This is a genomic window from Stappia sp. P2PMeth1 (assembly GCF_900185735.1).
In the GTDB taxonomy this organism is placed as follows: Bacteria; Pseudomonadota; Alphaproteobacteria; order Rhizobiales; family Stappiaceae; genus Stappia.
Window position 1 is genome coordinate 283,834 of the sequence record NZ_FYAW01000019.1, and the last position, 14,249, is coordinate 298,082.

The window sequence follows — 14,249 nt, forward strand, 5'->3', positions numbered from 1 at the left end:
CTTCCGCAAACGGACGCCGCATCGGAAAGCTACCGTGAGAAGAACCCGACTGATCATTCCGGTTCTTTGCATCCTGATCTTGGCGATGCTCCCGCCCGGCATCGCCAGATCGCAGTTTGGCCGTGAGGCCTCCGGCGAGTTCTGGACCCTGCCCGAACTTTTCGCCAGATTTCCCCAACAGCGCGAACTGAGCGAGGCCTTCACCCAGAAGGTGGTCGGCGCGGCCATGCCGGCCGGGCCCGCCTCGCAAGGTCCGGTGCGCATTGCGGTCCTCTACCCTGGCTTTCAGTCCTCGGATTATTGGCGCCGCAGCATCGTCGCACTCGAGCGGCGCCTCGACGAGATCGGGATCCGCTACGAGATCACCACGCAGTTTTCCCTGCCAGGGGCCGAGATCCGCGAACAGACCCAGCAGATCGCCGATGTGTTGAAATCGGACCCCGACTATCTTGTTTTCACTCTCGATGCCCTGCGCCACAGGGTGATCGTGGAACGCCTGATCGCCCGCGGCCGGCCAAAGGTCATTCTGCAGAACATCACCACCCCCTTGCGCGGCTGGGGGACCGACCAACCCTTTCTCTACGCGGGGTTCGACCACGCAACCGGGGCCATGATGCTGGCCGACCGGATTCTCGAGACCCGGCCGCAGCCTGAAAAGTTTGCCATCTTTTACGGACTGAAGGGACATGTCAGCCACGCCCGGGCGGAGCCTTTCCGGGTCGCCATGCTGGAGACACCCGGAAAGCAACTGGTGGCGTCCTACTATGTCGGCTTCGACCGCGACAAGGCCAGGGATGCCGCCACCGCATTGCTGCGGCGGCATCCGGACCTCGGCTTCATCTATTCCTCCTCCACCGACATCGCACTCGGCGTTGCCGATGCCATAGAAGCTTCCGGCCTTGCCGCCACGGTGGCGACCAACGGCTGGGGCGGCGGCAGCGCGGAGCTCGAAGACCTGGCAAGGGGCCGGCTCGCCCTGACCGTGATGCGGATGAACGACGACAACGGCGTTGCCATTGCCGAGGCGATCTCTCTCGACCTGCAGGGGCGCGGGGACGAGGTTCCCCTGGTCTTCTCCGGTCCTTTTGCCCTCGTTTCCTCTGGTGACGCCCCCGAGCGCATCGAGGAGCTGAAGCGGAGGGCGTTCCGCTACTCGCAATGACACGCAAGGCCGACTTCCGCTTCAATCGTTTCGTGCTCGGCCTGTTCGCAGTTGCCCTGCTGACGACCTCCGCGGCGCTTTTCGCGATCAGCTATATCGGAAGCCTGTCCATTGCCGACCAGGAGTTGAAGCGCTTCGCCCGCAAGGAGGCGACGCTCTCCCGCCTTGTGTTCGACCAGACATTCAGCCGGCTCGACACCTATCTGAGGGCGCTTTCAGAGAACGCCGCACTGCGCCGCGCCATATGGTCGGGCAACGACCGGCTGGCTCTCCAGATTCTGTCCGATGCCGCCCGGGAGCCGATCGGCGCGCAGCTCGAACTGCTGACGATCGACCGGGCCGACAAGCCCGACTGGGTGAATGCCGGCGCCTCGCTCTACGATCTCGACCAGATCCTGACGCCCACCTTGCGCGAGCGGATGCCGACCGGCCAGTGGCACCTTTTCAGCGGCGGCGAGACCGGCGCAACCGGTGCCCCCATTCTGCTTGCGGCCATCACAGTGCCGGTGATCGACGATCTCGACGGCCGGGTGCTGGGCCATCTGATCGGAGGCTATGTCTTCAACGACAGCAAATATTTGCTGTCCGGCCTTTCCCAAGCGCTGGACACGGACAGTCTGGCGCTGTTCCTCGAAGACCGGATCATCTCCGCCAGCGGCCCGTTGCGCGACAGGTTCCGCGACGCGCCCGACGTTCTGAAGCAAGTGCAGGCAAAAGACCATCTGCTGGCGGATGATCGGCTGCTGATCAGTTCCCGGCTCGGAGAAGCGCCGGCCGGCCGCGCCCTTCATCTGGTCAGCGACCGCCCCGGCGAGACGATCGACAATATCCAGAGCACCTATCAGACGCTGTTCACCCCATTCCTGCTCTATGTTCTGGCCGGATCCGTTCTCGGCGCCTATGCCCTGCATCGCTTCACCAGTCCGGCACTCGAACGCCTCGTCAAATATGCGGATCGCATCCGCCAAGGCACATCCGACCTCACCTATCGACCCGGCAAGATCCGCGAATTCAACGCTCTCGGCCTCGCCTTGCAGGAAACCTTCCGCGACCTCAAGGAGACCGACGCCCAGTTCCGCGCACTGATCGACGAATCCCTGCAGGGGGTCTGCATCCATTCCAACCAGAGGGTTCTCTATATCAACGACGCCTTGCTGCATCTGCTCGGCTATGACCGCGAAGAACGGCACAAGGTGATCGGCCTGTCGGTGCTGGACCTGTTCGCGCCGGAAGAACACGAGCGTCTCAAATCCTATGGCCGCGCGCGCGAATCGGGTGCCTCGGCACCCGAAGTGTACGAGGCGCGCGCCCTGTCGCGCCATGGCGAGCGGGTCTGGGTGGAACTCCATCTCCGCCAGACCCGGTGGAACGGCGCCAATGCATTTCACGTTACCGTTTCGGACATCTCGGAGCGAAAGCGGCAGGAGGAGTTGATCGTCCGCCAGGCCAATTTCGACGGACTGACTGGTCTGCCGAACCGCACACTGTTCCGGGATCGCCTGATCCAGGCAATGTCCCGTGCCCAATGGGACGGCAACATCGTCGCCCTGCTGTTTCTCGATCTCGATCGGTTCAAGAATATCAACGACAGTCTCGGACACAGCATCGGCGACCAGTTGATCCAGGAGACGGCCGCACGCATCGGTGCGGTGCTGGATGATCACGACACCGTCGCGCGCCTTGGTGGCGACGAATTCGCGGTGATCCTCAGCAATGTGCGCAGCGTGATGGATGTTGAGATGGCCGCTGCCCGGCTGTTGGAACACCTGGCGCGGCCGCTGGTGGTGGGAGACGGCGTCGAGGTCTTCACCACCGCCAGCATCGGCATCACCGTCTTTCCCAGCGATGGCCGCGACGACGAACTGCTGTTGCGGCAAGCCGACACCGCCATGTATCACGCCAAGGCGGAAGGCGGGAACAAGCTGCGCTTCTTCTCGGCCCACATGAACGAGCAGGTGGCACGGGCGCTCGAAATGGAGGGAGCCCTGCGCAAGGCTCTCGAAAAGCGGCAGTTCACGCTGAACTTCCAGCCGGTGATCGACATTGCGCACAACCGGGTGGCCGGCTGCGAGGCACTGCTGCGCTGGAGCGATCCGGAACGCGGGGTCATTTCTCCGGCCGAGTTCATTCCGATCGCCGAAACCACCGGACTGATCGTGCCGCTCGGCGCCTTCGTGCTCGAGGCCGCCTGCCTCTTCTATCAGCGCTGCAGGGCGTTGGGGCTCGACCTGCCCGGCATCAGCGTCAACGTCTCGCCGCGCCAGTGCCGGGACGAGAATTTCGTCGAACTCGTCCGCGATACGCTGGAGCGAACCGGAATGCCGCCGGAGCGGCTGCACCTGGAGATCACCGAGAGCGTCATGTTCGACGAGACGGGCAGCAATCCGGTCGACACGCTGAATGCGATCCGCCGGCTCGGCATCGGCCTTTCGCTCGACGATTTCGGCACCGGCTTTTCCTCGCTCAGCAACCTCAAGCGGTTTCCCATCGACATCCTGAAGATCGACCGCTCCTTCATCCGCGACCTCGAAACCGACAGCGACGACCGGGCGCTGGTCGAGGCGATCCTGGCGATGGCGACGAGCCTGGGCATCACCGTCATCGCCGAAGGGGTCGAGACGGAGGGACAGTGCACCTTGCTCGGCCGGCTTGGCTGCACCCGCATCCAGGGCTTCTATCTCGGCCGCCCGATGCCGGACGAGCAGTTCCGCGAGTATCTGCAGGCGCATGACGGCCCGCATCGGACACAGAGAACCGGCACTGCCTGACCGGCCTGCGAAACGTCCCGCAGCCCGCCCTTGGCCACCATTCCCCGCCCCGCGCTGCCTTCCCTCTCCGCCGATGCCGTAAGGGCCATTGGCTCGGATCCGCCGCCCGCGATCGGCCGCGTGGTCGGATGCAAGGCCGGGCGATCATTCTTCAACCTTGAAATGGCAACCAGCAGGCGTACTATACCAATCTGATAACACTTTATGGAGGCGGCGCGCGATCATGCTAGCATTGCGAGAGGCCGGCGGGGATACCGGCACTCCGACTCCGCTTGACGAGCCGCTCATGGCGGCGGCGCGGACATTGTTGGCGGCCCTGCGGCGGCGTGCGCCGGATGACGAGCGCGCCTGCCGGCTCGATGCCGAGACGGTGGCCGAGTTCCGCGCGAACGGATTTTTCTCGCTCCTGCAGCCGCGCGCCTTTGGTGGCCAGGAAGCCTCGCCGCGCACCTTGCTGCGCCTGCAGGCGGTCCTCGGCGAAGCCGACATGTCGGCAAGCTGGGTTCTGGGCAACATGGGCATCGTCGCCTTCCATCTGGCCTTGTTTGCCCCGCAAGCCCAGGCCGATGTGTGGGGCGAGGCGCCCGAGGCCATCCTTGCCTCCAGCAACATGCCGGGCGGCCGCGGGCGGCGGCTTCCGGACGGCAGCTTCGAGCTGAGCGGCCAATGGCGGTTTTCGAGCGGCGTCGACCACGCGGACTGGGTGGTTCTCGGCGCCCTGTGCGAGGCCGAAGACCCGGGTGCTGCGCCGATCCCCTCTGCCGTGCTGCTGCCCCGGCGCGATATCGTCATTGCCCCCGACTGGGATGTCGTCGGCCTGCGCGGCACCGGCAGCCATGGCATTCGCGTCGACACCGTCCGGGTGCCGGGCCACCGGGTGCTGCCGCATCGCGAGCGCTTTCTCGGTCGTTGCCCCGGCCATGCCGTCAACACCGGCCCGCTCTACCGCATACCCGTCCCGCAACTGCAGTTTCGTACGATCTCGACGGCCTCGATCGGCGGACTTGCCGGCATGCTCGCCGATTTCCTCGCCGCAAATGGCGCGCGTACCTCGATGTTGTCGCAGAAGATCGCCGAGGATCCGCATGTTCAGAGCCTCTGCGCGACGATCGATGCCGATCTCGCCGCCATGCGGGCGGTGCTGGAGACCGACATCGGCACGCTCGAGGCGGATGCGGCGCTCGCGCGGGACACACCGCTCGCCGCTCGCAGGAGCTTCCGGCTGAACGCCACCCGTGTCGCCGACCGGTGCTTCTCCCACGCCGCCGGACTGTACCGCGCGGCGGGTGCTGAAGCGCTCTACCGGGGCAGCCCGCTGCTGCGCGTCTTCAACGACCTGCTGGCCGCCCGCCAACATGCCGCCAACCAGTACGAAGTCCATGCGCGCATCGACGGCGCGGCCTTGTTCGGCGCCGAGCGGGAGGACATGCTTCTATGACCTCGCACCCTCACCCGGCCGATCCCGCGACGGCGGCGGCTCTGGCGAGCTCGCACGGGCCGCTCGCTTTTTCGGTGGCGTTCGATCCCCGTGACGAGGACGAGGTGCTGGCGCGCTGGCGCGCGCTGCTGCGCTCGAACCGCTGGAGCGACGGCGACCAGACGCGAGAATTCGAAGCGCTGTGGGCCGAGCGGACGGGACTGGAGGCGGTCGCCTTCAACAACTGGAGCGGCGGCGCCCTGGCGGCGCTGGATTTCATCGGCTTGTCGGGCGAGACCGCGCTGTCCCCATCCAACACCTTTCTCGCCACGCCCCGCTCCATCCAGAAGGCCGGGGGAACCGTGGTCTTCTACGACTGCAATCGCCATGACCTCTGCGGCTCTTTCGAGGATTTCGTCGCCAAGGCGGAGCAGCATCGGCCGAAGGCGGCGTGGATCGTCCATGTGGGCGGGCATATCGCGTTCGATATCGAAAAGATCGCCGCCTACTGCCGGGAGAACGGGATCTGGCTGCTGGAGGACTGCGCCCATGCCCACGGCGCCCGATGGCACGGCCGCGCGGCGGGCAGCTTCGGCGATGTCGGCGTCTACTCTTTCTATCCCACGAAAACGATCTCGACGGGCGAAGGTGGCATGCTGGTGACGGGCAATCCGGACCTTGCCGCGCATGCCCGGTCCTATCGCGACTATGGGCGCGGCTCCCGCTACCGCATTCAGGGCATGAACCATCGCATCGACGAATTTACCGCCGCCCTTGGCGTGGTTCAGACCCGGCGGCTCGATGACATCCTCGCGTGGAAGGCGGCCCATGCGCGGGACGTTCTCGACCTTCACCATCCGAACCGGGTGCGGCTGCCGGACGGCATGACCAGCGGATATTACAAGTACATCGTCTTCGATCCCGTCGAACCCTCGACCGGCAAGGTCTACGAGCTCCCCTGCCACCGCATCCTGGAGCACGATGTCACGCTCCCGAACACGGAGTGGATCGCCCGCAATCATTGGTGCGTTCCGCTCTACTATCCGCGCGACAGGAGTTAGGTTGGTATGAGATTGGCATCATTCCGGTATGGCTCTTACCGGAAGTCCGTGCTAGCATGGCATAACTAGCTCGAGTTTGCGCCCCACAGTTGCATTCGGAGGTGGTTCATGATCCCTGAACGATTGCGCGCAACAGACGCCTCCGTCTCCGGCTCGCCGATCTGGCTCTGGCTCGACCCGACATCCCGCTGCAATCTCGCCTGCCGGCTGTGCTACACGAAGCAGAGCCATGGCAAGGAGGACATGGCGCCGGAGGATCTGCGCAGGATGCTCGTCGACCTGCGCGACAGCCGGTCGGTCGACGTTCAGAGCATCCACCTCAACTGGCGCGGCGAACCTTTGATGAACCCGCGCTTTGCCGAACTCCTGGCAACGGTGGCGGACGTGATGCCCGAGGTCGCCCTACAGTGGCACACCAACGGCATCATGCTGACCGAGAAGCGCGTGCGCGAGATTCTCGCGGTCCAGTTCCCGCACAAGATTTTCGTCTCGCTCGACGGCGGCAACGCCTATTCGCACGACCTCAACCGGGGGCCCGGAAGCTTCCAGAAAACCCTGCGCGGGCTGGAGACCCTGCTCGACGCGGCTGAGAGGACGCGCCCCGACCTGACCATCGGCGTCTACCAGATCGACCTCGACGAGCCGCTGGAGGACTACGACCCGCAGTTCCTGAAGCTGCTGGCGCGCGTCCACCAGCATGAGAAGGTCAAGCCGCTGCTGCCCGGCGGAGCGGAGCAGGCGGTCGACCGGGTGGAATCCCTGCAGGACGACGGCACCCTCGACCGCATGCTGTCGGAGGTTGTCCTCCCGCATCTTCCGGTGCCCCAGCTTCCCTGCTTCTGGGCAGGACACGTGTTCTGCGTCGGCCCGACCGGCGAGGTCGCCGTCTGCGTCATCAGCCATGGCAAGGCAGGCGTGATCGGCAACCTGCTGACGGATGGGGTCGACCGTGTCCTCGCCGGGGCCCTCGCCTTCCGCTGCCGCCTCGCCGATCACGGCCGCGCCTCCGTCGGGCACTGCAAGAACTGTCGCAAGCCCGCCGGCCGAATTTTCCCGCAACATATGCAACGCCGACAAGCCGCGGCTTGACCCGACACGACAGGAGGAATGCGACATGAAGCCAGCGTGGGCGATCGGTCTGATGACCGGGACCGTTCTGGATGGCTATATCGACATCGCGATGATCAAGACCGATGGGCAGAGCATCGAGGCCTTCGGCCCCTGGGAACTCGCGCCCTATCCTGTCGACATTCGCGATCTGCTGGCACGGACCTTCACCGCGGCCCTCGAATGGCGTTTCGAGGGGCCGGAGCCGGCGATCTTCCGCCAGGCGGAGATCGCGCTGACGGAGGCCCAGTCGCTCGCCGTCAACGCCTTCCTGGACAAGCATGGCTACACCGCCTCCGACATCGCCGCAGTCGGGTTCCACGGCCAGACGGTGCTGCATGTGGCGCCCCAGGGCGGTGTCCGCGGCCACACCCGGCAGCTCGGCGACGGCGCCCGCATGGCCGAGATCGTCGGCACCAATGTGGTCTACGACTTCCGGTCAGCCGACATGGCGGCGGGCGGGCACGGCGCGCCGCTGTCGGCGATCTATCACAAGGCCGCGCTGCGGAAGGTGCGCGCCGGCTCCGAAACCACGATCCTCAACCTCGGCGGCGTCGCCAACCTGACCTGGTGCGACGGCGACGAGATGATCGCCTTCGATACCGGCCCCGCCAACGCTCCGGTCAACGACTGGATCGCACAGCACACCGGCGGCGACATGGACGTGGACGGCGCCTTGGCCGCCAGCGGCTCCGTCGACGAGGAGCGACTGAAAGCCCTGCTCGAACACCCCTTCCTGGCGGCTCCCTACCCGAAGTCGCTCGACCGGTTCGACTTCTCCGCCTCCATGGCCGACGGCCTTGGGCTTGAGGACGGGGCTGCCACCTTGACCGCCTTCACCGCCGGTGCGGTCGGCAAGGCGCTCGATCTGCTGCCCGTCCGTCCGCGCCGGATCATCGTGTGCGGCGGCGGGCGCAAAAACCCTGTGATGATGCGTGAAATCGGCAAGCGCACCGGCGCGGAGGCCCTTCCGGCCGAAAGCGTCGGCTTGCGTGGCGACGCGGTCGAGGCGGAGTGCTTCGCCTATCTCGCGATGCGCTCGCTGCGTGGCCTGCCGATCAGCTTCCCGCACACCACGGGCGTGAAGACGCCGCTCGCCGGCGGCGTTCTCGCGGCCGCGCGCTCTGCGGCCTAGGACCGTTTCCGGCGGCCGCCGCGAATTGTGGCCGCCCGGCAACGGGTTTCGCACATGCCCCGCACCCGCTTGCGGTGCGGATAGGAGACGCAAGGAACCAGGCCGCAGGGGACTAGGCAATGGGTTCGATCGCTGACTACATCGCCGACCTGAAAGTCCGCTTCAACGCCGCCGAGGGATGGGACGCGCGCATGAAGCTGATCCTTGCCCTGTCCGAAGGGCTGCCGGCGATGGACCCGGCGCGCAAGTGCGAGGAGACGCGCTTCCACGGCTGCCAGTCGCAGGTCTGGCTGGATCTCGGCTGGAACCGGATCGACGAGGTCGTCGAGGTTCAGGCCGATTCCGATGCGCGGGTGATGCGAGGGTTGCTTGCCATCGCCGTCGGCCTCTACCACCGACGCCGGCCGCAGGAGATCGCGGCCCACCCGCCCGATCTGCTGATCGAGGCCGGCCTCGTAGAGGCCATGGCACCGAATCGTGCGAACGGCGTCTACCGGTTGCTGCGCCATGTGCACGCCTATGGCTCCGCCCGGGCGACGCATGATACCGCCGCCGGCCCGCCACTCCGGCCCGACAAGGCGATCTCCGCATGACCGACGATCTGCATCCCGATGAGCGGCGTTACTACCAACGGCAGATGATCCTGCCGGGCTGGGGCATGGAGGGCCAGCGGCGCCTCAAGGCCGGCCGCGTGCTTGTCGTCGGCGCCGGCGGACTGGGCGCGCCGGTTCTGCAATATCTCGCGGCGGCCGGCGTCGGCACAATCGGCATCGCAGATGGAGACTTCGTGGAACTGTCCAACCTGCACCGCCAGGTGGTCCATACCATCGACGACATCGACCGCACCAAGGTCGACAGCGCGGCCGACAAACTGCGCCGCCAGAACCCGCATGTGGCAGTGGTAACCCATGCCTTTCCGGTCACCGCCGAAAACGCCGCCGACCTTGTAGCCGCCTATGACCTGGTGGCGGACTGCACGGACAATTTCGCGACCCGCGATGCCTTGCAGGCGGCGTGCCTCACGGCACGCAAGCCATTGGTGAGCGGCGCCGCGCAGATGACCGACGGAACGGTGACCACATTCACTCCCTATCGCGGCGCCGGCCACCCCTGTTACCGATGCCTCTATCCCGCCGCCCTGTCCGCGACGCTGACGCCGTCATGCTCCGAGATCGGCGTTGCCGGCCCCGTCCTCGCGGTGATCGGCGGGTTCCAGGCCATGGAGGTGATCAAGATCCTGATCGGGGACGGAGATACCCTCTCGGGCCGTATCCTGATTGTCGACGGCATGGCTGCGCGGGTGACGGAGGTCGCGATCGAGAAACGCGCCGACTGTCCGGTCTGTGCGGTTGCCTCTTTCAGCCCCCGGTGACCGGCGGGTAGATCTCCAGCACGGCGGAGGACGCAAGCTCATGATCGGGGGTCACATAGCGACGGTCGACCACATAGCGCAGGGCCTCGGGGGCGTTGAACAGCGCGGCTGCCTCGGCATGCCGGTCGGCAAGCAGCGCTGTCAGATCGGAGATGGTGCGAACATCGTCGGACAGATCAAGCTGCTCAATGGCGCACCCGGTCTTTGTCTTCAACCAACTCTGAAAGCGAACTTCCATGAAAAATCTCCCAATTTCTCCTTTTATCAAGACACAAGATAAATAAATGTCAAGCAAGACCGCAAATAATTCTGCGTTGATCGGCATAAAAATTCTCGAACTCTCGAGATATATTGCCGGCCCCTTCTGTGGTCAGGTGCTTGGAGACCTTGGCGCAGATGTCGTCAAGGTGGAGCGCCTCGATGGCGGCGAGGAAGGCCGACGCGTTGGCGAGATGATCGACGGGGAGACCCTGTTCTTTCTCGGCGCCAATCGCAACAAGCGGAGCCTTTCGCTCGACTTCCGCCATCCCGACGGTCAGGCGCTCCTGCGCCGGCTCGCCGCGACGGCCGACATTCTCATCGAGAACTTCCGGCCCGGTACGCTGGAGAAGATGGGCTGCGGCTACGATGTGCTCAGCGCGGCCAATCCGGGGCTGGTTCTGGTGCGCATCTCCGGCTTCGGACAGGAGGGACCGATGGCCTCGCATGCCTGTTTCGATGGGGCTGCCCAAGCCCATAGTGGCATCATGACGTTGACCGGACAGGCGGACGGGCCGCCGACCATGGCTGGCGTTTTCGTCAGCGACTACTCCACCGCGCTCTATGCGACGATCGCCGCACTTGCGGCGCTCCAGGCACGCCAGACGACCGGTCGCGGCCAGGTGGTCGAGGCGACATTGATGGACAGCGCCTTGTCGATGCTGACCACGCAGATCGCGGAGTCTCAGTTGCTGGGGATCGACCACACGCGCCTCGGCAACCGCGACCGCTATCTGGCACCGTCCCACTGCTTCAAGAGCCGCGACGGCAAATGGGTCTACATCGTCGCCGGCAACGACCATCACTTCGCACGGTTCGCGGAGGCGATGGGGCGGCCGGAACTGACCGAGGACGCCCGGTTCTCATCCTTTGTCGCCCGCAATGCCCATGTCGCGGAGTTGGAAACGATCATCGACGCCTGGGGGCTCGCGACCGATGCTGCCGACATCCTCGACCGCCTGCATGCCGTGGGCGTTCCCTGCGAACCCGTCGCTGAGATCCCGGACGTCATCGCCAATCCGCAGCTCCGCCATCGCGGCCAGATCGCCGATGTGCCGCACCCGTCCGGCGGCACGGTTCCCGTGCCCGCCCCGGCGATCCGGATGTCGGAGACGCCCCCCGCCGTGCATCGCGGCCCGCCCGCGCTCGGCGCCCATACGGACGAGGTGCTTGCCGACTGGCTCGGGCTCGGCGAGGATGCCATCGCCCGGATCCGGGCATCGGGCTGCATCTGAGGGAGCGCCGCATGCCCGCATTCGCGCTCAAGGGCGCCGTGGTCGACTATCCGCAACTCGCCGACAGGGCGGCGGCGCTGGTGCGCGCCGGACTGCCGGTGGTGCTCGAACTGCACACTTTCGGCCCGCGGGATCTTCAGCAGGATCGCGCGCGCGCCGCCTGCCTCGCCAATCTCGACCGGCTGCGCGCGGAGTACGGCCCCCTCGTCCTGACCGTTCACGTGCCGCTGCAGGAGGTCGGCCGCGTCACCCGCCTCGACTTCGATGCGGATCAGGTTCTGGATGCGATCGCCTTCGCCCGCAATGCGGGGGCGAAGGACGTGGTGGTGCACCGCTACTGGGGTCTGGTGTATGGCGACGCGCCGCAACGGGCGAGCCGCGCCGAGGCGAGCGACGGCTTCAACGCAACGATTGCGCGGCTCGCCCGGCAAGCCGATCCGATCCGGCTTCTCGTCGAGAATGTCGGCCATTACGCATTGCTGCCGCGCGACCGCGCCTCGTTCCTCGCCGGACCGCTCGATCATTTCTTTCCCTGGGAGATCGCCGCATTCCGGACGTTTCTCGACCGCGAGCGGATCGCCAATGTCACGCCGTTCGTCGACGTGGCCCATGCGACGCTGTCCGCGAACCTGTTCAACTGGCGCCGAACCTATCCGGCCGAAACCCGCGATGATGTCCGCTTCTCGGCGATCCTCGACGAGGATCTGGAGCGAGCCGACCGGCTGCATCCGTTCGATTTCGTCGACCCAAAGATGCCCTGGCTGCATGTCAGCGACAGCCGCTTCTACCCTGACCCGGCGCTGGCGCCGGCGGAGATCCCGCTCGACGCGCTGACCAGCGAAGGGCTCGAACTGGGGGCGGGCAATCTGCCCTGGGCGGATCTGCCGCGCCATGTCGGGGAGACGGCGGTTTTGGTGCTGGAGGTCGATCCCTCAGTCGGCGAAAGCCATCAGGCAAACGGGGCGCAACATCGGTCGCTGCAGGCGCTGCAACGGCAATTCCAGGCTCCCAGGTGAGACGGCGCGATTATCCTGTGGTCAGACCGTCCGCGCCGGAGGCCAATGCGCGGGCGGAACAAACGGCGCGAAGACCTGACCGGCATCGCCAAGTCCTCGGGCATGGCGGCACCCACACGCCGGATCGATGCGCTGCGGACGATTGGTCACGTCGAGGCAGTCGGCGACGAGGTTCATCTGCATGCGCTCGAACGGCGGATCGAACCGCCCCGTGAGCCAGCCGATCGCGTAGCCGGCCGCCAGCGTGCCACTCACCGTGGTGATGTAGCCGACCGTATCGATCTGCGGGATGTCCGCGGCCTCGGGCGGCACAGAACCGCCGGCGCTTTGCGCAAGCAGCCGGGCCCGCTCCTGTGGCGACATCAGTTCCTGCGCCACCCGTACATCATTGATCATGCCTCGGCAGCGCGGACAGGGGTCGTCGGGGCGGAACAGGACAAGCTGGATGATCTGGCCGGTGACGTGGCCGTTCGCTCCCTCGATCAGGCCGCCACAGTCGATCGCCGGAACCAGGAAGCGCCGCGCCACGTCGCTGAGGGCAAGCCTGCTCGTGTGCTGGTCGGTGCAGCCGAGCAGCACATCGGCCTCGGCGATGGCCTCGACAACCGCCCACTGCGGCAGGCGACCGTCGATGGCGACGACGTCGATGTCGGGGTCGATCTGGCGCACATGGTCGCGCGCGAGCACGGCCTTCTTGGTAGGCGCCGCCACATGCTCGGGAAAGCTGGCATGGGTCCGTTCGAGATTGGACGCGCTGATCTCGTCCGTGTCGACGATAACGATCCGTCCGACCCCGGCGCGTGCCAGGATCGGGATCGCGACCGAGCCGGTGCCGCCCGCACCGATCACCACGGCGCAGGCGCGGCGCAGGCGCTGCCAGGCCTCCACGCCAAAGGAACTGGTAAACCGGGCGACACGCTCCGGCGGAAGTTCCGGCAAGGCCGGCGGATGTCCCTCCCGCCACAGGCGAACCTGCGGCGTGCGCTCGATAATGACACGCTCCACCGCTGCTGCGGAGCCGCCCGCGCCATGGACCGCCGCCACCTCCACCGGCGCGTCGGCGGCCTGCCCCAGTCCCACCAACACCATGCAGGACGTGTCGGCGGTCCGGGTCGCGACCGTCCGTTGCCAGTCTTCGAGCGCTCCAGCGAAGCCCGCGCCGGCATCCGCCGGAACGATGCGAACACGGCCGACGGTCAGACCATCCCGGCCAGCTTCCGGAGCTACGGCCTCGTCCACGCCGGTTTCGACGACGGTCAGAACCAAGGCCTCGCGCGTCTCGCTCGCCGCCAGCAGCATGGGCAGATCGACGAACGTCCCGGTCGCAGCCGCAAGAGCGGCGCCGAAACCGTCGAGGTCGCGGCGCGACAGCCGGAGAACGACCCGTTTGTCCCGGTCGGACATGCTCCTCCCCCCCTTCGCTGGACCTGATGTGGCCGCCTCAGCCGCCCATCACGAATTCCCGGGTCACCAGGAAATGCATGCCTGTCTTGACGGGTATCTCGGCGCCAGGGGCCAGCCGCTCATAGGCGCCGGGGCCGACTTCCCGCTCGACAATGGCGTTGCGCACCGGCACGCCGACGAGCGTCGCGATGGCTTCGGCCGTCATTGCCGCATGCACGCCGGCGTTACGGTCGAAGCGCCGGCGGTTGACGGTAATCTCCAGAGGGTCTTGCATCAGCAGCTCCCATGGTTACACGCGATCCTCGCCAGACGCC

At 66.3% G+C, this 14,249-nt stretch carries 13 protein-coding genes; 10 read left to right on the forward strand and 3 right to left on the reverse strand.

Annotated features, from left to right (window positions below; translation table 11 throughout):
- The first annotated feature begins 34 nt into the window (after positions 1 to 34).
- The 8 genes from P2PM1_RS12300 (at position 35) to P2PM1_RS12335 (ending at position 10,022) form a co-directional block, all read left to right on the forward strand.
- Positions 35 to 1,162: an autoinducer 2-binding periplasmic protein LuxP gene (locus tag P2PM1_RS12300; RefSeq protein ID WP_186399231.1), complete on the forward strand. Its 1,128-nt coding sequence runs from the start codon at positions 35 to 37 to the stop codon at positions 1,160 to 1,162.
- Positions 1,159 to 3,930: an EAL domain-containing protein gene (locus P2PM1_RS12305; protein WP_186399232.1), complete on the forward strand. Its 2,772-nt coding sequence runs from the start codon at positions 1,159 to 1,161 to the stop codon at positions 3,928 to 3,930. The genes P2PM1_RS12300 and P2PM1_RS12305 overlap by 4 nt, the downstream gene beginning before the upstream one ends.
- A 157-nt stretch (positions 3,931 to 4,087) precedes the next feature.
- Entirely contained in the window at positions 4,088 to 5,368 is a 1,281-nt protein-coding gene (locus P2PM1_RS12310; RefSeq protein ID WP_186388674.1) for a flavin-dependent monooxygenase, read from the forward strand.
- The gene (locus P2PM1_RS12315) at positions 5,365 to 6,408 is read left to right on the forward strand and encodes a DegT/DnrJ/EryC1/StrS aminotransferase family protein (protein ID WP_186399233.1); all 1,044 of its coding nucleotides are present in this window, start codon (positions 5,365 to 5,367) and stop codon (positions 6,406 to 6,408) included. The genes P2PM1_RS12310 and P2PM1_RS12315 overlap by 4 nt, the downstream gene beginning before the upstream one ends.
- A gap of 108 nt (positions 6,409 to 6,516) precedes the next feature.
- Positions 6,517 to 7,497: a radical SAM/SPASM domain-containing protein gene (locus P2PM1_RS12320; RefSeq protein ID WP_186388672.1), complete on the forward strand. Its 981-nt coding sequence runs from the start codon at positions 6,517 to 6,519 to the stop codon at positions 7,495 to 7,497.
- A 25-nt stretch (positions 7,498 to 7,522) separates the two neighbouring features.
- Positions 7,523 to 8,650 (forward strand): anhydro-N-acetylmuramic acid kinase, encoded by a 1,128-nt coding sequence (locus P2PM1_RS12325; protein WP_186399234.1) that lies wholly within the window; start codon positions 7,523 to 7,525, stop codon positions 8,648 to 8,650.
- Positions 8,651 to 8,769: 119 nt separating this feature from the next.
- The gene (locus P2PM1_RS12330; protein ID WP_186399235.1) at positions 8,770 to 9,243 is read left to right on the forward strand and encodes a SufE family protein; all 474 of its coding nucleotides are present in this window, start codon (positions 8,770 to 8,772) and stop codon (positions 9,241 to 9,243) included.
- On the forward strand, positions 9,240 to 10,022 hold the full coding sequence (locus P2PM1_RS12335; protein ID WP_186399236.1) for a molybdopterin-synthase adenylyltransferase MoeB: 783 nt from the start codon (positions 9,240 to 9,242) through the stop codon (positions 10,020 to 10,022). The genes P2PM1_RS12330 and P2PM1_RS12335 overlap by 4 nt, the downstream gene beginning before the upstream one ends.
- On the opposite strand, the gene P2PM1_RS12340 is transcribed toward P2PM1_RS12335, so the two are convergent.
- Positions 10,009 to 10,260 carry a MoaD/ThiS family protein gene (locus tag P2PM1_RS12340; protein WP_186388668.1) on the reverse strand — a complete coding sequence of 84 codons (252 nt, stop codon included), beginning with the start codon at positions 10,258 to 10,260 and terminating at the stop codon, positions 10,009 to 10,011. The two genes, P2PM1_RS12335 and P2PM1_RS12340, sit on opposite strands and share 14 nt — an antisense overlap.
- 46 nt (positions 10,261 to 10,306) lie before the next feature.
- On the opposite strand from P2PM1_RS12340, the gene P2PM1_RS12345 reads away from it, so the two are divergent.
- Together P2PM1_RS12345 and P2PM1_RS12350 are read left to right on the forward strand one after the other, a co-directional pair.
- Entirely contained in the window at positions 10,307 to 11,515 is a 1,209-nt protein-coding gene (locus P2PM1_RS12345) for a CaiB/BaiF CoA-transferase family protein (RefSeq protein ID WP_256376466.1), read from the forward strand.
- An 11-nt stretch (positions 11,516 to 11,526) separates the two neighbouring features.
- Positions 11,527 to 12,531 (forward strand): TIM barrel protein, encoded by a 1,005-nt coding sequence (locus P2PM1_RS12350; protein WP_186399238.1) that lies wholly within the window; start codon positions 11,527 to 11,529, stop codon positions 12,529 to 12,531.
- 21 nt (positions 12,532 to 12,552) lie between these two features.
- Here P2PM1_RS12350 and P2PM1_RS12355 read toward each other — a convergent pair whose 3' ends face one another.
- The gene (locus P2PM1_RS12355; protein ID WP_186399239.1) at positions 12,553 to 13,935 is read right to left on the reverse strand and encodes a ThiF family adenylyltransferase; all 1,383 of its coding nucleotides are present in this window, start codon (positions 13,933 to 13,935) and stop codon (positions 12,553 to 12,555) included.
- Between the two features lie 37 nt (positions 13,936 to 13,972).
- A complete protein-coding gene (locus P2PM1_RS12360) occupies positions 13,973 to 14,209 on the reverse strand; it encodes a hypothetical protein (protein ID WP_186399240.1) in 237 nt (78 codons plus the stop codon).
- Positions 14,210 to 14,249: the final 40 nt, after the last annotated feature.